The 18,521-nt window shown below is 44.2% G+C and carries 17 protein-coding genes; 1 reads left to right on the top strand and 16 read right to left on the bottom strand.

Going from position 1 to position 18,521, the window contains the following annotated elements:
- Positions 1–6: 6 nt before the first annotated feature.
- Positions 7–2,562: a calcium-translocating P-type ATPase, PMCA-type gene (locus HMPREF1705_RS08895; RefSeq protein WP_057940959.1), complete on the bottom strand. Its 2,556-nt coding sequence runs from the start codon at positions 2,560–2,562 to the stop codon at positions 7–9.
- Positions 2,563–2,581: 19 nt separating this feature from the next.
- Positions 2,582–3,112 carry a cob(I)yrinic acid a,c-diamide adenosyltransferase gene (gene cobO, locus HMPREF1705_RS08890; protein ID WP_242603577.1) on the bottom strand — a complete coding sequence of 177 codons (531 nt, stop codon included), beginning with the start codon at positions 3,110–3,112 and terminating at the stop codon, positions 2,582–2,584.
- Positions 3,113–3,184: 72 nt separating this feature from the next.
- Between cobO and hypF the strand changes: the two genes are divergently transcribed.
- A complete protein-coding gene (hypF, locus tag HMPREF1705_RS08885; RefSeq protein WP_071804929.1) occupies positions 3,185–5,443 on the top strand; it encodes a carbamoyltransferase HypF in 2,259 nt (752 codons plus the stop codon).
- A gap of 58 nt (positions 5,444–5,501) precedes the next feature.
- Here hypF and HMPREF1705_RS08880 read toward each other — a convergent pair whose 3' ends face one another.
- The 14 genes from HMPREF1705_RS08880 to HMPREF1705_RS08815 form a co-directional block, all read right to left on the bottom strand.
- Positions 5,502–5,699 carry a cold-shock protein gene (locus HMPREF1705_RS08880; protein ID WP_009201128.1) on the bottom strand — a complete coding sequence of 66 codons (198 nt, stop codon included), beginning with the start codon at positions 5,697–5,699 and terminating at the stop codon, positions 5,502–5,504.
- Positions 5,700–5,860: 161 nt separating this feature from the next.
- Positions 5,861–7,336, bottom strand: a complete 1,476-nt coding sequence (gene guaB, locus HMPREF1705_RS08875) for an IMP dehydrogenase (protein ID WP_057940956.1) — start codon at positions 7,334–7,336, stop codon at positions 5,861–5,863.
- Positions 7,337–7,357: 21 nt separating this feature from the next.
- Positions 7,358–8,755 (bottom strand): glutamate--tRNA ligase, encoded by a 1,398-nt coding sequence (gene gltX, locus HMPREF1705_RS08870; RefSeq protein ID WP_057940955.1) that lies wholly within the window; start codon positions 8,753–8,755, stop codon positions 7,358–7,360.
- Between the two features lie 31 nt (positions 8,756–8,786).
- Positions 8,787–9,503: a septal ring lytic transglycosylase RlpA family protein gene (locus HMPREF1705_RS08865; protein WP_057940954.1), complete on the bottom strand. Its 717-nt coding sequence runs from the start codon at positions 9,501–9,503 to the stop codon at positions 8,787–8,789.
- Positions 9,497–10,675 carry a 2-C-methyl-D-erythritol 2,4-cyclodiphosphate synthase gene (ispF, locus tag HMPREF1705_RS08860; RefSeq protein WP_009202538.1) on the bottom strand — a complete coding sequence of 393 codons (1,179 nt, stop codon included), beginning with the start codon at positions 10,673–10,675 and terminating at the stop codon, positions 9,497–9,499. The genes HMPREF1705_RS08865 and ispF overlap by 7 nt, the downstream gene beginning before the upstream one ends.
- Positions 10,675–11,799 carry a PIN/TRAM domain-containing protein gene (locus HMPREF1705_RS08855; RefSeq protein WP_057940953.1) on the bottom strand — a complete coding sequence of 375 codons (1,125 nt, stop codon included), beginning with the start codon at positions 11,797–11,799 and terminating at the stop codon, positions 10,675–10,677. Before HMPREF1705_RS08855 ends, ispF begins: the two co-directional genes overlap by 1 nt.
- Before the next feature lie 16 nt (positions 11,800–11,815).
- Positions 11,816–12,433 carry a recombination mediator RecR gene (recR, locus tag HMPREF1705_RS08850; RefSeq protein ID WP_057940952.1) on the bottom strand — a complete coding sequence of 206 codons (618 nt, stop codon included), beginning with the start codon at positions 12,431–12,433 and terminating at the stop codon, positions 11,816–11,818.
- A gap of 23 nt (positions 12,434–12,456) precedes the next feature.
- Positions 12,457–12,765 carry a YbaB/EbfC family nucleoid-associated protein gene (locus HMPREF1705_RS08845; protein ID WP_009201136.1) on the bottom strand — a complete coding sequence of 103 codons (309 nt, stop codon included), beginning with the start codon at positions 12,763–12,765 and terminating at the stop codon, positions 12,457–12,459.
- Positions 12,766–12,767: 2 nt separating this feature from the next.
- Positions 12,768–13,397: a V-type ATP synthase subunit D gene (locus HMPREF1705_RS08840; RefSeq protein ID WP_057940951.1), complete on the bottom strand. Its 630-nt coding sequence runs from the start codon at positions 13,395–13,397 to the stop codon at positions 12,768–12,770.
- The gene (locus tag HMPREF1705_RS08835; RefSeq protein ID WP_057941033.1) at positions 13,394–14,794 is read right to left on the bottom strand and encodes a V-type ATP synthase subunit B; all 1,401 of its coding nucleotides are present in this window, start codon (positions 14,792–14,794) and stop codon (positions 13,394–13,396) included. The genes HMPREF1705_RS08840 and HMPREF1705_RS08835 overlap by 4 nt, the downstream gene beginning before the upstream one ends.
- An 18-nt stretch (positions 14,795–14,812) precedes the next feature.
- A complete protein-coding gene (locus HMPREF1705_RS08830) occupies positions 14,813–16,567 on the bottom strand; it encodes a V-type ATP synthase subunit A (protein WP_057940950.1) in 1,755 nt (584 codons plus the stop codon).
- Positions 16,554–16,844, bottom strand: a complete 291-nt coding sequence (locus tag HMPREF1705_RS08825; protein ID WP_057940949.1) for a V-type ATP synthase subunit F — start codon at positions 16,842–16,844, stop codon at positions 16,554–16,556. The genes HMPREF1705_RS08830 and HMPREF1705_RS08825 overlap by 14 nt, the downstream gene beginning before the upstream one ends.
- A gap of 25 nt (positions 16,845–16,869) precedes the next feature.
- Positions 16,870–17,907: a V-type ATPase subunit gene (locus HMPREF1705_RS08820; protein WP_057940948.1), complete on the bottom strand. Its 1,038-nt coding sequence runs from the start codon at positions 17,905–17,907 to the stop codon at positions 16,870–16,872.
- Entirely contained in the window at positions 17,894–18,505 is a 612-nt protein-coding gene (locus HMPREF1705_RS08815) for a hypothetical protein (protein ID WP_057940947.1), read from the bottom strand. Before HMPREF1705_RS08815 ends, HMPREF1705_RS08820 begins: the two co-directional genes overlap by 14 nt.
- Positions 18,506–18,521: the final 16 nt, after the last annotated feature.

Raw genomic sequence — 18,521 nt, 5'->3', positions numbered from 1 at the left:
TCCATGTCACACACCTTTTATTAATTTATACAATTGTAATACAAATGTAGGAATCAAAGCACCTATTAATACTATACCCCATTCGCCTGCGGACAAAGGAACTATCCTCAATACTCTTTGAAATATAGGAATATAGGTTATGGCGACTTGAAGTAACATAGACGCCAGCACACCTAAAAAGAGATAAGGGTTTTTCAACAGATCCGCAGGGTTTCTCAGGATACTTGATTCTCTAACGCTGAAGACGAAGAACAATTGAGTTAAAACTAAACTGTGAAAGCTGATCTCAGTAGCCTTTAGACTAGAGAAGCCCAAATATTTTAGGGAATACAATGTAATGCCGAGAACGCCAAGAAACATTACAGACCCGAAAAAGCCTATCTTAATCTGATGTGCCCTCGTGAGGATATCCTCATCCTTTCTTTTGGGAGGCCTCTTCATCGTGTCTGCTTCAGGCGGATCCAAGGACAAAGCCAATGCCGGAATTACGTCTGTCACAAGATTTATCCATAATATCTGCAAAGGCAACAGTAAAGCGGGAAGCTTTAACAATATCCCGCCGAACACGACAAGCACTTCGCTTAAATTGCAGCAAAGCAGATAAATAACGGCTTTCCTTATATTGTCGAAAATTCTTCGACCCTCGGCTACCGCATTGACAATGGTAGCGAACCGATCGTCCTCAAGAATGATATCGGCGGCCTCTTTGCTTACTTCAGTGCCTTGAATGCCCATAGCTATGCCAACATCGGCTTGTTTTAAGGCTACTGCGTCGTTCACTCCGTCGCCGGTCATCGCTACTACTTCGCCTGCTTTTTGAAGACCCTTTACGATCTTAAATTTATGTTCCGGAAATACTCTAGCTATCACTGCTACCTCTCTCGCTCTCCTTGCGATCTCTTCTTCGTCCATCTCAGATATTTGTCTGCCATCAAGTGCTTCCAGGCCATGATCGTCCATAATGCCCACTTCTTTTGCTATGGCAACAGCTGTGGTAACGTGATCTCCAGTAACCATGATTACATGGATGCCTGCATCTCTGCAGGAGGCGACGGCTTCTTTGACCTCTTCTCTGGGCGGATCCATTATCCCCACCACACCCAAAAAGGCCAATTCATCAAGTGATCGTCCGAAGGCAAAGGCAAGGGTCCGCATCCCCATCTTGGCCAGCCTCTCCACATCATCCTTCCATTTGTCCCTAAGTGTGGAAGAAAGAGGCTTCAATGCATCATTTTCGTATATAAAACTACAATCCTGCAGCAAGCGTTCCGGAGCCCCCTTGACTGCAATACCATCATCGTGGTATGTCGCCATCCTCATGACGGAAGAATCAAAGGGATCTTCCTTTAGTCGTGGATATTCTCGCCTTATTTCGTTGGGATCAAACCCATTATCATAAGCCCATTTTAGCAAAGCCACTTCCATGGGGTCGCCAATTTGATTTTCGTGATTTATTGAAGCATTGTTACATAATACGGCCACTCTAAATAGAAGTTCTCTCGCTTTATCGCTTGCGATGAGCGATTCTCGAACCGTCATCTTGTTAAGAGTAATCGTTCCGGTTTTATCTGTACATATAACTGAAGTGCTTCCCAAGGTCTCTACGGAAGCAAGGTTTCGAACGAGGGCGTTAAGCTTAGCCATACGATGGACGCCCAGGGCAAGAGTCATCGTCGCCACGAAGGGAAGACCCTCGGGAATAGCAGCAACTGCAAGGGCAATACCTGTCTGAAACATAGCCAATAGCTCATTACCCTCGAGCACTCCTATGGCTACTATAAGAACTACGATAGCAAGTACGAGTTTAATGAGAAATTTGGTGAATTTGGCAAGGCGAGCTTCCAGGGGTATCTCTCTCTTTTCGACTTTTTGCAGCATAGTACTTATACGTCCAAGTTCTGTGTGAAGACCGGTAGCGCATACCAACATTTTGCCATTACCTCTTACCACGGCCGTTCCAGTATAAAGACAATTAATCCTATCCGGAAGCAATGTATCTTCGGGCAAAGTGTCGGTAGTTTTATCAACAGGTACGGATTCTCCCGTTAAAGTAGATTCGTCGACGGCCAATGAGAAAGCTTCTATTAATCTTCCATCGGCGGGGACGACATCACCGGCTTCCAGCAAGACTACATCACCTGGGACCAGCTCTTGTGAAGGTAGTAACCGTATCTCCCCGTCTCGAATAACCTTAACCTGCCTTACAACCATCGATTTTAAAGCCTGAAGGGCCTGCTCGGCTCGATATTCAGTCAAAAAACCTATTACAGCATTGATCAATATGACTACGACTATAGCCCCTGCATCCAACCTTTCTCCCATAATGATACTGATACAGGCAGCTAAAGCTAAGACGTAAACCATCGGACTTTTGAACTGCCTCAAAAGAAACTTCCACCAGGGAACCTTCTCCTCCTCAGCCAATTCGTTGGGTCCAAAAATTTGAAGCCGTCTAGCGGCTTCATCTTGTGACAAGCCTCTTGCATCCGATAAGTTAAGTTTTGCGAAAAGCTCCTCCTCCGAAATGCAGTGGAAGTTTTTCAACTGACTGGCGCTATTCAACAAAGGTCCTCCCTCTTTATTAATATTCTATGCCCTTTCTGGCCAATACATTTTTTTGATAGGGATGTTTTATCTCCACCATCTCAGTAACTAAATCGGCTACTTCTATTATTTCCTTTGGAGCATATCTACCCGTCAAGACCACTTCAATTGAGGCAAGTTTCGCGCTGATTAAGTTTAGCACATCCGAAACCTTCAGCAAATCAAAATGGACTGCAACATTTATCTCATCCAACACTACCAAATCGTATTTTGGATCGGTCAGACATCTCTCAGCTATCTCTAATCCCCGCCTGGCTTCTCTTAAATCGACTTCGGTATGTTCGCCTTTTTTAAAACATCTATCGCTACCGGTTCGAAAGAGCTCCACACCCGGAAGATAGCTCAATCCCTTAATTTCTCCGTAGAATGGCCATCCCTTCATAAACTGAACCATGGCCACCTTTCCTTCATGACCCACACAACGCACTATTAAACCCATGGCTGAAGTGGTCTTTCCCTTACCGTTTCCCGTATAAACATGAATTAAACCCTTTTCAAACAAAGACAAGAATATCGCCTCCATTGAAACAAATTTACGATAGGATTACAATGCCTTTTGCAAGGAGGTATGTCAATAGAGATGAAAAAAATTTTTCTCGTTAAAGGTGTCGTGCAGGGCGTTGGTTTCAGGCCCTTTTGCTCAAAATTAGCCAAGAAGCTAAAGTTAGGAGGAAGCGTTCAAAATAACTCTTCGGGCGTCTTGATAGAACTGCACGGCGACAGAAAAAGCATAGAATTATTTGCAGAAAAGCTCCTGTATGAGGCTCCGCCTCTTGCGATGATTCAGTCAGTAGAGTCGATATACGAGGATGAAGCCTCGACAGATTCCGAGGATTTCATAATAAGAGAAAGCGAAAAACAAGATATTCAAAAGGTCCTTATACCTCCAGATATAGCCACTTGCGAAGATTGCCTAAAGGAAATGAGAGATCCTAATGACAAAAGATATAAATATCCCTTTATAAATTGCACGAATTGCGGTCCCAGGTACACAATAATAAAAGAGCTTCCCTACGACAGAACAAAAACTACCATGGCATGCTTTCCAATGTGCGACGAATGCCGCAAAGAGTACTCCGATGTCTCAAACAGGCGTTATCACGCACAACCAAATGCATGCCCCAATTGTGGACCAACCCTGTGGCTTTGCGATGCGAAAGGAGAGAAATTTGCTATAAACGACGATGCTGTTTTATTAGCGAGCAAATACCTGAGGGAAGGCAAGATATTGGCAATAAAAGGAATAGGCGGATATCATTTGGCCTGCGATCCCAGAAACGACAGAGCTGTTAAAGAACTTAGAATTCGCAAAAAAAGGCCTGATAAACCCTTTGCTTTAATGGCAAGAGATCTCGAAGCTGCAAAAAGTATAGTGCTGATAAACGAAAAAGCGATGAAATTACTGCTTTCTCCTCGAAGGCCAATTGTCGTATGTCCAAAAGGCAAAGACGACAATCTATCCAGATATGTAGCCCCAAATATAGATACCTATGGAATAATGTTGCCCTACACCCCAATTCATCATTTGCTCTTGGAGGAACAGGACCTTCTCATAATGACGAGTGCCAACATCTCCGACGAACCCTTAGTTGCAGGAAATAGAGAGGCTTTGGAAAAGCTAGGTTCGATAGCCGATTATTTTCTGATGCACAACAGGGATATTTACGTGAAAATCGACGATTCTGTAATCGCCATGGCTGGAATGACCCCGATTTTTACCAGGAGAGCACGCGGATATGTTCCCCAGCCTTATATTTCAAAAAAAGCGCTTCCACCTATATTTGGTGCCGGCGGCGAGATGAAATCGACCTTCTCCGTGACACATGATCATTACATATTCACGAGCCAATATCTCGGAGATTTAAAGGACATATCAAGCATTGCTTTATATGAACATGTAATGGACATGTTCTTGTCTCTATACGAAATATCTCCTTCATATTTAGTATATGATAAACACCCACTATACTTATCGACTCGAATAGCAAGCAGTAAGCTGTCAAGCCTAAAATGTAAACTGTCCGTGCAGCATCATCATGCCCACCTGGCAGCCTGTCTTTGGGACAACGATTTTTCGGGTGAGGCAATAGGATTGATGCTTGACGGCACAGGCTTTGGTGATGACGAAAGCATATGGGGTGGCGAGATTTTGATCGGCAGTGCAAAATATTTCTCCAGGGCAGGACATCTTTTGCAGGCTCCCCTTCCCGGAGGCGACAAGGCAGTTTTAGAGCCCTGGCGTTTTGCCCTTTCTTTGTTGCTACAAACTTTCGAAAAAATGGAAGCCCTCCAAATTGCTCTCCAGCTTTGGCCAAAGGAACAGGACAAAATAAAGCTCATTGCTCAAAACGCTGATAAATATGTCAAAACTTCTTCGGCAGGGAGGCTTTTCGACGCTGCAGCCTCTATATTGGGCCTACGAAATAAAGTATCTTATGATGCTCAGGCCGCGATCGAGCTCGAGGCTATAGCAAAGGGAAAGGAATGCGCCCCCTTCGAAACTATAGAAAAAGGAGATGTATTGCTTATTGACTGGCGTCCCGCAATTCGCTGGTTGATAGAAGGCATGAATAAAAAAAATAAAGCCCAGCTTGCAGCCGGGTTTCACGACGGACTCTCCAAGGTTTTAGTAAATGTTAGCACAAAACTTGCTGCGCAATCGGGAATACGACATATAGCACTATCGGGAGGAGTCTGGCAAAATAGGAGGCTTTTAAACGTAACTTGTGCTCTGCTAAAAGATGCAGGGTTAATACCCTTAACCCACAAAAGGACTTCGCCTAACGACGAATGCATATCGCTTGGCCAGGTCGCCGTTGGGATTGCTCATTGGCAGTAAAAAACAAAGGGCGACGGTTGTCGCCCTTTGTTTTTTACTCGAATTTGAAGGGGGATTCTTAAACACGTTTTACATGCGCTGCTTGAGGTCCCTTAGCCCCCTCAACAACTTCAAACTCTACCTTGTCACCCTCCTCAAGGGTTTTGAAACCCTTCATATCAATAGCTGAATAATGCACAAAGACGTCTTTACCATCCTCCGACGTAATGAAACCATAGCCCTTCGTTGCATTAAACCACTTGACAGTCCCTAACATTCTTTGCTCCTCCCAATTACAAAAATCAACCGCACTCAACGATGCGATGTTGTCATTAACTATAACAACATTTTGCAGTTCCGTCAATAAAAAGTTGCCCCTCAGAGCTAATAACTGATGTTTCAAGTACCAAAATTTGCTTTTTCATTAAAGCAGTCACCCTACTCCATCCAATAATTAGGCGCTTCCTTGGTTACCACTACATCGTGGGGGTGACTTTCCTTAACAGATGCAGCTGTAATTTTGATGAATCTCGCCTTCTCCTGTAAGGACTTTATATCTAAAGCCCCAACATAACCCATTCCTGCTTTTAATCCGCCGATCAGCTGGTATATGAGCGCTGATAACGGACCTTTATAAGGCACCAAGCCTTCTATCCCCTCAGGAACCAGCTTTTCATCAGCAACTCCTTCCTGAAAATATCTGTCCCTGCTTTTTCCTTCTTTCATAGCTGCTAGAGAACCCATACCTCTATAACTTTTGAAAGACCTGCCGCGATAAATTACCTCTTCGCCAGGACTTTCCTCTGTCCCGGCGAATAGCGAGCCTATCATTACCACATCAGCTCCGGCAGCAATGGCTTTAGTGATATCACCAGAATATCTTACCCCTCCGTCGGCTATTACTTTAACGCCTTTGGGCCTTGCTATTTTCGAGGCATTCATAATTGCGGCTATTTGAGGTACACCTATTCCAGCTACAACACGAGTCGTGCAAATAGAACCAGGCCCCACTCCAACCTTGACTCCATCTGCACCTGCATCTATCAAGGCCTGCGTTCCCTCAGAAGTGGCGACGTTTCCCCCTATAACCGGCAGGTCGTTATATCTTTCCTTGAGCTTGCGAATCGTTTCGAGAACAAGCTTCGAGTGTCCATGGGCAGTATCGACAACTATTGCATCTACTCCTGCAGCAACCAGCTGCTCGGCCCTGGCTATTGCCTCGGGGCCGACGCCTATGGCAGCTGCTACACGCAATCTGCCCTTCGTGTCTTTAGACGCATTAGGAAATTCCTTTGCCTTGATTATATCCTTTATAGTTATGAGTCCCTTCAGATGACCTTCGCCGTCGACAATGGGTAATTTTTCCACCTTATGCTTCATTAAGATAGCCTTGGCATCTTCCAGCGTGGTCCCGATATGTGACACTATTAAATTTTCCTTGGTCATCACGTCCTTTATGGACTGATCGTAATCTGTAATAAAGCGCAGGTCCCTATTGGTGATTATTCCAACGAGCTTCATTTCGGCATCGACAATTGGCACGCCGGAAATATGGTAGTGTTCCATTAAAGCAACGGCGTCACGAAGGGTATCTTCCGGGTGCAAATAAAAAGGGTCAACTATTACGCCCGACTCGGAACGCTTTACCTTGTCGACCTCCTCAGCCTGGGCTTCAGGCGTCATGTTTCGATGTATTACGCCAATGCCGCCCTCTCTCGCTATTGCAATGGCTAAACGGCCATCGGTTACTGTATCCATGGCAGCGCTACATATGGGAATATTAAGTCCTATCTGAGAAGTAAAGAAGCTTTTTACGCAAACTTGGGAAGGTATTACCTCGCTGTAGCTTGGTTCAAGTAAGACATCATCGAAGGTAAAGCCCTCGTATTCGACAAATCTTTCAGAAAGATCCATCGTTATAATCCTCCTTTAATTTTAATCTACTAATCTTGATATGACTTCCTCTTTGCCCAAGACTTCCATGATCAGCGGCAGAGGGGGACCCGAAATTTTACCTGTTACAAAAATTCGCAACGGATGAAAAAATTCCCTAGCTTTCAAACCAAGCCTTTTCTGAAAAGCCCTGAGCATATCCTCGATTTTAGCTTTATTCCAGTCACCTAATTTAGAAAGTTCCGCTTTTAAATCCCTCATCCAGGGAGGAACTGCTTCATGAACTTGAGGCCTTAGAAACAACCAATTTAGGCTTTCTAGCAGTTCAACTATGGTGGCTTGACCCGATAAAGCTTCAGGGAGCAGCAAAGTCAGCTCCTCGGTAGTAATCCTAACGGGCAAGCCGTCCTCACTGGCCTTTTTTACGATTACATCTGCCAGCCACTTCAAATCCTTTCTTTTGATGGCTTCACTCCCCCACCATCTCAATCTTTCCTCGTCATGTATTGGAGAAGATTTCGATATTGAGGAAAGTTCAAATCGCTTAGCCATTTCATTAAGGTCAAACAGAAAATCCTCGCCTTCAACCGCCCAACTTAATGTTGCTAAATAAGCCCTCACCGCTTCCGGGAGATAGCCCCTTTGCCTAAGATCGTCGATGCTTTCGGCTCCCTCCCTTTTGCTCAATTTCCTGCCTTCTCTGGAGAGTATCATTGGAATGTGAGCAAAGGATGGAGGTTGCCACGAAAGGGCCTCAAACACGAGCAGTTGTCTTGTTGTATTCGGAAGGTGCTCGTCACCCCTAATTACATGGGTTATCTCCATAAAATGGTCGTCTACCACTGCGGCAAAAAGATAGGTGGGAATTCCATCGGAACGCATCACGATGAAATCTCCAACTTCGCTATAAGACAGAGCATAAGTACCATGAACTTCATCGTGAAATTCTATTCTTCCATCCCTCTGCTGGACCTTGAAACGCCATGAGGGAACTCTCCCCTCCCTTTCTAGTTTCTTTCGATCCTCTTCGGTAAGATTTCTGCATTTTCCGGAATACCTCGGGGGCATGCCCCTGGAAAGCTGCGCTTTTCTTTCAGCTTCAAGCTCTTCTGGCGTACAATAACAGGGATATACGCAGTCGGTTTCTTCAAGTTTTTTTAAAATTTTAAGGTATAAAGGCAACCTTTCGCTCTGTCTGTATGGGAGGTGGGCTCCCCCCACGTCCGGACCTTCGTCCCATTCCAATCCCAACCACTTTAAATCTCTTTTTATTGAGTCTTCAAATTCAGGCGAAGAGCGGTCTCTGTCTGTATCTTCGATACGAAGCACAAATTTTCCATTCCATTTTTTGGCCCAAAGCCAATTAAATAGAGCTGTCCTTGCACCACCTATATGCAAATTCCCGGTAGGCGATGGGGCAAAACGTGTTTTGACGCTCATTACGCGAATGCTCCTTTCTGTTCTTTGGTTACTACTCCGGCAAGTGAAGAACCTCCATTCTTAATTTCGCAACACCTATACGGGTTATGCCCAACAGTTCAGCGGCAAGCCTGGACACATCTATTATGCCGCTTTTAGCGCAACGATCGTTAATCCTTACAATTATGCTCTTGTTGTTCTTCGGGTTATGAAGTTTCACTATGCTATTGAAGGGAAGATCATTTGAGGCAGCAGTCAGCTTCCAGTTATAAAAAATTTCTCCGTTGGCTGTTTTGTTTCCTTCCCACTTTGGGCCTCCATACCATGTAACCGTAACATAATCTTTATATATAGCTGTATCGTGCAAACCATAAAGAGCTTCGTAAACATTTGACAGCCAGATCCCTGCTAACAACTGTGGAGTGCTCTTGTGATATTCAGCGATATCGGAAGTTACGACAAAGATGTCCTTCCCGTTTTTGGAAGATATGACAAAAACATCCTCATCGAGCTTGTTTATTTTAAAGTACAAACCTTTATTGTTTCTTTCGAAGAGTTTTTGGAGCTTCTCGTTGGACGAATATATCATATCAGCCATTTCTGCGGGCGCAGAGGCAACTAACTTTCCATTAACGTATAATTTAACGGAGGTCCCCGCATTACTGACCCATGTGTAGGGGTTTAGGGCAATGGCTCTTTTTGGCAACAGGAGGGAGCACAAAATGAGCAAGGCCAATAAAAGAGATCTTTTAGTCAACACCTTTACCACTCCATCGCCCCCCTCATCGCAGCTACGGCATGACAACGCATGCAACGAGCTGTTCCTACGGCGCCCACTCCTTCACCAGACTTTATCTTCAAATTTACAATATCGCTGCGCCTACAAGTCAAAACTGACAAAGCCTTTTCGAGATTGGTTTTAAAAGTATCGACATAACATCCGAGTTTAGGCAGCTGTGCTTCCAATGTCACATCCAGAGAAATCAGGATCCAAGCTTTTTCGAACAATAGGTGTGCTATTTCCTCGAGAATTAGAAGGCTATTAGCGTTTTTGTACCGCTCATCGGAAGAAGGGTATAGACTCCCCAAATCCGGCTCTCCGGCAGCTCCCAACAAAGCATCGGCCACTGCATGAGAAATTACGTCGCCATCGGAGTGACCATCCAACCCTAGAGGAGCACTGGGAATGAATTCCCCTGCAAGAATGAGTTTTCTCCAGGGACGTAAAGGATGAATATCAAAGCCGTGGCCAACCTTAAGGGGGCTCATGCCCTCAACAATGTTATGACAAAGCTTGAAATCGCTTTCGTAAGTTATCTTCACGTTGCTCGGCTCGCCTTCGACAAAATTTATGTGACGTCCTGCCTTTATCCACGCTTCTGCTTCGTCAAATACGCCATCTCCTACCATCTCCATGACCGAGATCAACTCCCTTCTTGAAAAAGCCTGAGGTGTCTGTGTACACCAGAGGTTCTCTCTAGAGACTGGCACGATTTCTCCTCCTTCGGAAACCCTCTTTAACGAATCCCTTATGGGAATTAAGGGGATAACACCGGCTTCCGGAGATAGGGCCGATATAACTTTTTTGACTAAATTTGACGAAGCTAGGGGACGAGCTGCATCGTGAACGAGAACGTAATCGCCGTCGGAAACTTTGACGCCTAAAATTGAAGACATGGCCCTTGTATCGCCGCCATTTATGGCCTTAAAAGGCATCTTATGAGCTTGTAAAACCTCTACATGAAAAGAAAAATCATAGTCCTTTGGAAAAACTACGACCACCTCACAAATGAGGTTCATGTCGTAAAGTTTTCTCGCCAGCTTAACACCCCATACCCACAGAGGAATGCCTCCCAAAAGCCTAAATTGCTTAAAAGGGGTGTTCATCCTGGCACCTTTTCCGGCAGCTAGTATCACGAAAGAGCAGTTTTTCAAACTCATCAGCTCGTCACTCGTCTCACTCTGCCGAATATCATTCTCCCGGCAGAGGTTTGTAATAATGACGTTATAACTACCTCAACCCTTTTTCCAATATATTTTTCTCCATCTTCTACTACCAACATCGTTCCGTCGGTGAGATAAGCCACTCCCTGATTGGGCTCTTTTCCTTCTTTAATAACATCTACCTCAAGAGTTTCTCCTGGTATCAAAACCGGTTTAAGCGCATTGGCTAGATCATTAACATTTAAAACGTCAAGTCCCTGTATGCTTGCAATTTTGTTCAAATTATAATCAGTAGTAATTATCTTTGCCTTCAATTTTTTGGCCAGCTCGATCAAACCCTCATCGACAGTATCAACTTTCAGCTCTTTTAAAGGCTGTTCCAATATTTCGAGCTTGAAGTTGGGCAATTTTTGGAGTTCCTCGACAACTTCCATTCCCCTTCTCCCCTTTGCCCTCCTTAACGGATCCGTCGAATCTGCAATTGCTTGGAGTTCCAACAAAACAAACCCGGGAATGCACATAACGCCTTCTATAAATCCGACTTTTGCTATATCCAATATTCTGCCATCTATTAACGCGCTCGTATCAAGCAATTTAATGCTGTCATGGTCAAACTCCTCGCGCATTTTTTTGCCCTTTAAATGAAGCCTGTCCCTTAGAAGTTCAAAGGACGACCACATGCTGATGATTTCATCTTTTCTTTTTAAAAAGAGGATCAAACCCACATAACCTAATACTACATTCAAGAGAATTGCCAAATAAAATCCCAAATTCGGGATTGAAGATAGGGGCATGGCCAATAGATTTGCTACAATCAAACCTATAATTAAGCCTAAGATTGCAACGAACAAATCCTGCCATGCGAAAGTCTGCAAAGATCTTTCGAATATGATACCAATTCGGGCAATTCCTCGAACGAACAGGGGGGCAAGCAAATAGCCCAGAAGAGCGGGAATCATTATAACAAACCCCCACATCGCCATGTCCCAAATCCACGCACTTGTTGGCCACCACGAACTGGATGATAGATATTGTGCCAGTTGATATCCTGCTATGACGCCTAATATGCTGAGAATAGTTCTAGCTATTATGTTGACAAGTCGTCCCATGCCTTCTTGCATATAAACGTACCTCCTCTTACTGTCTGCCTTCGCCTCTTTTGATGTATGTCCTTGCTTCAAGGGCGGCGTGCAGGGTCGTCCTATCAGCGAAACTTACACTACCACCGACAGGTAGGCCATACGATAATCTGCTAACTGTTACGGGCAGGGGCTCCATGATCTTAGATATCAAATTCATTGTTAACTCTCCTTCGACCTTGGGACTAAAGGCTAATATGACCTCCTTAACCTCTTCTTCAGAAACCCTTTTCACCAAGCGCTCTAAAACTTGAGGGGCTATTTCCTCATCGTCTAAAGGAGAATATAGCGATCCCAATACGAAGTAAAGTCCGTTATATATGCCCGCCTGTTCGATTGTAATGAGATCCTCGACCGATTCTACGATACATATGGTCGACTTATCCCTGAAGGGATCACAACATATAGAACATGGGTCCTCATCAGTTATATTGCCACACCTGCTGCAGGGATGGAGTAAGGAATTGCATTTTGCAATACACTCAGCCAATGATTCAGAAAAGCTTTTGGGCTGCTGTAATAAAAATAGCACCATCCTCCTCGCGCTTTTCTCGCCAATTCCGGGAAATCTCTCAAATAGACGTATTAAATCCTCCAATGCCTTTGCCAAAGCCAATTAGGTCACCTGCTTCACAAAAACTACATGAGCCCCGGCATGCCAAAACCTGCGCCAAACTTGCTGAGTCTTTCGTTAGCCAACTCCTTGCTCTTTCGTTGAGCGTCATTAATGGCCGCCAATATCAAATCTTCCAGCATCTCTACGTCTTCGGGATCGACGACATCCGGTTCGATGGATATGGAAAGGAAATCGCCCTGTCCGTTGCACTTTACCTTTACCACTCCTCCACCGCTTTCGCCTTCGACAACTTCCTTCGCGAGTTCCTCTTGAATCTTCATCATCTGTGCTTGCATTTTCTGAGCCTGTTTCATGATTTTGTCCATATTCATAACTAATTACCTCCTTTAAGTTCTCTTTTTTTCATCCAACTTTTCGTGACAAAGCGTTCTTGTCTTTCTCTTTCATTTAAGTAAAAAACTATCTGCCGTCTTTCCGCTTCAAGCTGTGGTATTAGGTTTTGTTCCATAGTGTTTATCTTCAAAAGCGTTTTTTTTAACTCCCTCTCAAGCGATCTCAATTTTACATGTAAATTTATATACTCCCAAAGCAGTTCTTTGGCCTCCGCCAGATCTTGTATCAATAAATCCACATAAAGGGAAAATAACATGGGATCGTAAAGTTGTGAAGTTGCCGGGAACCCGCCACTGGGGAAAAACGAAGGGTATTTGCATCCCATCGCTTGATTAATGCTCCTATCAACCTTATTTAAGGGTATGCTTATTCCAAGGAGCGATATGGAAGCCTCTCCATCGTGCAATCTGGCCAATGCATAGGAAGAATATATTTTTGCACAACTTTTTAAAAATGTCTCCCTTACCTCTCTGAATTTCTTCCTGTCGCTTTCAATCATTTGCAAAAGGGCATCCCTTTTTTTCTCAAGGATCTCCTTCCCTTTTTTCATTGATGAAATGGTTCGTTTAAGCTCTAACAATTGATCCCTGGTCGGCGGCCTTCGGCTCATGCCTTTGTTCCCCTTTTAAGCATCACTTCATCTATGAGATTTACAGGCAATCGATGAAGTTCGTCTTTGGGTAAAGTCAAGAGACAATTCCATGCATGTTCCAATGTTTCATCTAGGCTTCGACGTCTCTCCCCTTGATTTACAAATTCAGATTCAAATTTCTCTCCGAAACTTAAATACGACATCTCCGTAGGCGTGAGTCCCTCTTCGCCAATAATGGTTTTTAGTCTGACAAGATCCTTAAAATGCCCATATGCTGCATAGAGCTGGTCGGATAGGGCGCGATGTTCCGGAACGGTCGAGCCCTCCCCTATACCCTTGTTCATTAACCTGCTCAAACTAGATAATACATCTATGGGAGGATATATCCCCTTGCCGTGAAGTTCTCTGTCCATGACGATTTGCCCTTCGGTTATATATCCTGTCAAATCCGGTACGGGGTGGGTCAAATCATCATCTGGCATTGTAACGATAGGTATTTGTGTAATGCTGCCTTTGATGCCTGATATACAACCTGCTCGCTCGTAAATGCTTGCTAAATCAGAATACATATAAGAAGGAAATCCCCTACGTCCCGGTATTTCTTCTCGTGCTGAACTTATCTCCCTTAGGGCTTCACAATAATGTAACATATCGGTCAGAACTACAAGGACATCGTATCCCTTCTCAAAAGCAAAATACTCTGCCACTGTCAAGGCCATTCTGGGGGTTAATATCCTCTCAATTGAAGGATCTCCCGCCAGATTAAAGAAAAACACGCCTCTATATATGGAGCCGCTCTCACGAAAGGCTTCCCTAAAATAAGATGCTTCTCTTTGCGTTATGCCCAAAGCAGCAAATACTACCATAAATGGCGACGAATCCGCAGAGGTCGCAGGCGTTCGAGCGTACTTTACTATCTGGGCCGCTAATTTATCGGCTGGTAATCCGCTCCCCGTAAAAATGGGAAGTTTTTGCCCTTTAACTAAGGTATTCATCAAATCAATTGTCGATATCCCAGTCTCGATAAATTCATGGGGGCTTTTGCGACGCCAAGGATTTATAGCATTGCCCTGGATCGGGGCCCATTTTTCGATACATGATATAGGGCCTTCTCCATCTATAGGCATTGCTCTGCCGTTTAACATGCGCCCCTGAAGAGCTATACCTAAAGGAATCTTTACGACATCTCTTTCTAGCCATACTACCGTATTATTTGGTGCTAGCCCCATCGTTTCGCCAAAGACCTGGATGACGCATAAGTCATCGACAATTTGCAGTATTTGACCGTAATCTTCTCCAAAGTTGGACTCTATCTTTACTATTTCCCCTATACCGCCTCTCGCAACCTTGCTCACAAAAAGAAGGGGCCCTGCTATCTTTTCAATGGTCTTGTAGCCTTCTTTTAAAAGCTTCATCGTCACTACACCCTTCATCTATATAAGATCTGATAGCTCCTCTTTCAGCTTTGTAATATATGAAATCAAGCTGGTTTCGTAATCTTCAGCATTTTGAGATCTTAATTTCATTAAGTCCGCAACAAAAGCAAATTGAGAATCTATCTGTTCGAACAACGCCCCGCTATTAAGAGCCCATCTTATCTCTTCATCTAACAACTTTAAAGTGTTTAACATAACAAGCTGCCTGTTAGGATCGCAATAGGCGTCGTTCGAATCAAAGGCGTTCTGCTGCAGATAGAATATGTTTATCAGCTCCGACAATTTAAGTATCCACTTTTCCTCCTCGGTAAGCCCGTCTCTGCCCACGATCTGAACCATCTCCTGCAAAGACTTGCCGTCATGTAATATATTGAGAGCAAATTCTCGCAAGGGCACCCAATTTTCGGATATTTCCCTTGTAAAATAACGATCTAGGTTCTCGTGATATAAAGAGTAACTTTGAGCCCAATTGATGGATGGAAAATGCCTTTTTGTAGCCAGCCCCTTATCCAGAGCCCAGAAACACCCTGAAAGGCGTAACCCTGATTGCGTAACAGGCTCGGAAAAGTCGCCTCCCGGGGGTGATATAGCGTTTATGACGGATATTGAACCGTTGCGCTGAGGGCTGCCAAGGGGCACCACATTTCCGGCACGTTCATAGTAACGGGCCAACCTAGAGGCTAAATAGGCGGGATATCCCTCTTCTCCCGGCATTTCTTCAAGTCGGCCTGAAATTTCTCTCAACGCTTCAGCCCACCTGCTGATGGAATCCGCGATAATTGCCACATTGTATCCCATATCGCGATAATATTCGGCGATTGTCATTCCCAGGTATATACTCGCCTCCCTTGCGGCAACTGGCATATTGGACGTATTTGCGATCAGTATCATTCTGTCCATCAGTGGGATTCCCCTGCGTACATCCGTTAACGAAGGGAACTCCTCTAGAACTTCCGTCATCTCGTTACCGCGTTCCCCACAGCCAATGTAAATCACTATGTCCGCATTGGCCCATCTTGCTATGGATTGCTGTGTAACTGTTTTGCCTGTCCCAAATCCACCAGGAATCACAGCTGTTCCCCCCAAAGCGAGAGGAAAAAAAACGTCCAATATGCGAGTCCCCGTCAAGAACGGCTTGTCTAAATCGAGTTTTCTGCCGACATTTCGGGGTGTTCTTATATTCCACCGCTGAGACATCTTAACTGTCGTTTCACCGATTTTACATATTACATCGTCCACAACATACTCGCCCTTCGGTGCTATCCAACTGATCGTGCTGTTTTTGCCCCTAAAAGCCAAGGGGGCCATTATAAAATGTTTAATGCCCTTTTCTTCAACTTCTCCCAATATATCCCCTGGTCCAACGTCATCTCCCCTCTGCAGGCGGGGTATAAAATACCACTTTTCGCTGTCGTCTACGGCATCGATATGCGTGCCTCTGGATATATAGGGCGACTTTTTGCCAAGCCTTTCAAGAGGACGTCCTATGCCGTCTAATACCTGTCCCAATAACCCGGGGCCTAACTTCATAGATAACAACTCTCCGGTAAATATCGTATGGTCGCCAATTTGAAGGCCCGTAGTATCCTCATATACTTGAATATCAGCGAGATCCCTTCTTATGCGTACCACTTCGCCAAGCAACCTTTCGCTGCCTACATACACAACTTCATATATGGAGGTATTGGGAAAACACGTAGATGTGACGACTGAACCGGAAATTCCCTTAATATATCCCCTATTGTCCTGCAACTAGGCTCTCCCCTTCTCGTAATAACGTAGGAAATTTTACCCATGCAGGAGCAACTGAGCGTTCTGCTAAGATTCGAAGCCTTAGTGGCATTCTGGCAAACCAATCTTCCTCCACGACGATCACAGCGACATTCTCCGACATGAGTTCTTTCCATATCAAATACACATCATTGGGATTCTCGCATATTACGGATCTGAAACCGAATAATCTCCATAGATCAGTAAAGATCTCCTTGCCCAAGGCGATTACTTCGAATTCATCGGTTATATCTTTCATAATAATAAAATTCCTCCCAAAAAGATCACTTTACAGGGATTAGCCGGCCTATGATTTCATCTGGATGTAAACCAAAGGCAATTCCTATGGCAATCATATTTAAGTTGCTCCACTCCGCCAAAGCTTTTGCAATATATCCAAAAGGAACTTCGAAACCGAGAGGATCCCTGCGAAAAAGCGATACTTGCCATATCCAAAATTCCTTTTGGAGATGCCATTGAAATTCGTGAAACGTCATAAAAGCTCCTTTGCTTATTGCCCTTCGCCATGGAGTGCCCTGTACGGCTTCAGTTATAACTTTAGCCTTTGACAAAACTTTATCGTCAATCCACGCTCCTCCTGGCAAATATCCTACGCGAGTTTCTTTCGTCTGTATCCCGGATCTTTCATGGATCCAAAGATTTAAGTTCCAAAGATCAACTAGCCTTCCCAAAAATTCTTTAGCTATTGCACCGTTTTTATTTTGATATTTAGAAATAACGTCCTGATGGTATTTCAGATGATTTAATAGCAGTACTCTTTCGGCCTTAACCAAGTTTCCCGTACTCTGCAAAGCTACCATAGCCTCATCTAATATCATCCCATAGGGATCACCATACAAATAAATCCATTTTCTGGCTGAGCTAATGTCATCTGCCTCCCAAACGTTCTTGAAAAAATCCCTTGAAAGATTCCCATATAAATGCCATAGGTATTCCTCCGACTGACCGCTCCTATCGCTAGCAAATCGTCTTAAAATTACGCGAAAGTTATGGAGATCTCCCCTGCTTAATACCACAGACATCAATTCATGAGGTTCTCCTTCTGCTTTTAAATGAGCTGATCTTAAACGCTTTGTTATCTCGAACATTATTGCAAGCTCGATCTTGCGCAAGGGCGAAAAAAGCGAAGAAAGTATCTGGGAACGGTAACTTTCGCTGTAACGGCCCTCTAAAAATTCTGATTCCAAAGCTTTAAAGTCGCCTCGAGCTAGGGCGCACAGCTCATCCCATTTATAAAATCTGGCCGCCCTCGCTCTGAGGGCGGCACATAAGTAGCTATAATTTTCGCTATGCCCTCTCAATCTCCTCCAGAAGAGGAGACATGATCTCCCCAATCCTTTGTCGGACGAGGGGTGTGAGTTTTCCAAATCGACTTTTGATTGTATTTTCGACAATTCTTTCACCTTTTTCGTCGACCACTATGGGCCCTCCCCAAAAGTCGGAGTTGCCAGCGAATACTATGCTGTAAAATTTCGACAAACCTTTGGCTATCTCTTCTTCCTCCCGAGAGAGTTGAACCGTAATCTTATCGTCTGATATTGCTTCAACCGCTTCGTCGATGAGGGTTTTTAGCATCTTGGCATAATGTGATTGTTCTTTTCTGGCATCTTCCGTCCTTTGTTTGACCCTCTCTTCGATGGAACAAAAAAGTGCGTTTGCTTCTTTATTTATTATATCCTTTCCCAACTTAATTGCCTTAAGCCGAAAGAGGGTCAAACGCTCCTGTATTATCTTTGAATGAAGCTTTTCTATCTCACCCATTTGCCTTTCAAGTTCCAACATTTTAGAGGCAGCTATATCGGCCAATTCTTCCTCTATCCGTCGCTTATAGTCCTTTATGCGTTCATCATATTCCCTTTTTAGGTTTTCCTTAAATTTATTGAGTTCATTTAAATCCATGGACGGCCTCTTCGGT

The organism is Acetomicrobium hydrogeniformans ATCC BAA-1850 (assembly GCF_000160455.2).
Taxonomy (GTDB): domain Bacteria; phylum Synergistota; class Synergistia; order Synergistales; family Acetomicrobiaceae; genus Acetomicrobium; species Acetomicrobium thermoterrenum.
This window is presented reverse-complemented; position numbering and strand designations above follow the sequence as displayed.

Bases quoted from the DNA above. Each gene is read 5' to 3' on its own strand.
- gltX (WP_057940955.1), bottom strand. From the start codon at position 8,755: ATGAGCGTCAAAACACGTTTTGCCCCATCGCCTACCGGGAATTTGCAT.
- HMPREF1705_RS08835 (WP_057941033.1), bottom strand. From the start codon at position 14,794: ATGAAGCTTTTAAAAGAAGGCTACAAGACCATTGAAAAGATAGCAGGG.
- HMPREF1705_RS08815 (WP_057940947.1), bottom strand. From the start codon at position 18,505: ATGGATTTAAATGAACTCAATAAATTTAAGGAAAACCTAAAAAGGGAA.
- ispF (WP_009202538.1), bottom strand. From the start codon at position 10,675: ATGAGTTTGAAAAACTGCTCTTTCGTGATACTAGCTGCCGGAAAAGGT.
- HMPREF1705_RS08845 (WP_009201136.1), bottom strand. From the start codon at position 12,765: ATGAATATGGACAAAATCATGAAACAGGCTCAGAAAATGCAAGCACAG.
- HMPREF1705_RS08840 (WP_057940951.1), bottom strand. From the start codon at position 13,397: ATGAGCCGAAGGCCGCCGACCAGGGATCAATTGTTAGAGCTTAAACGA.
- HMPREF1705_RS08855 (WP_057940953.1), bottom strand. From the start codon at position 11,799: ATGCAAGAAGGCATGGGACGACTTGTCAACATAATAGCTAGAACTATT.
- HMPREF1705_RS08825 (WP_057940949.1), bottom strand. From the start codon at position 16,844: ATGAAAGATATAACCGATGAATTCGAAGTAATCGCCTTGGGCAAGGAG.
- HMPREF1705_RS08880 (WP_009201128.1), bottom strand. From the start codon at position 5,699: ATGTTAGGGACTGTCAAGTGGTTTAATGCAACGAAGGGCTATGGTTTC.
- hypF (WP_071804929.1), top strand. From the start codon at position 3,185: ATGAAAAAAATTTTTCTCGTTAAAGGTGTCGTGCAGGGCGTTGGTTTC.
- guaB (WP_057940956.1), bottom strand. From the start codon at position 7,336: ATGGATCTTTCTGAAAGATTTGTCGAATACGAGGGCTTTACCTTCGAT.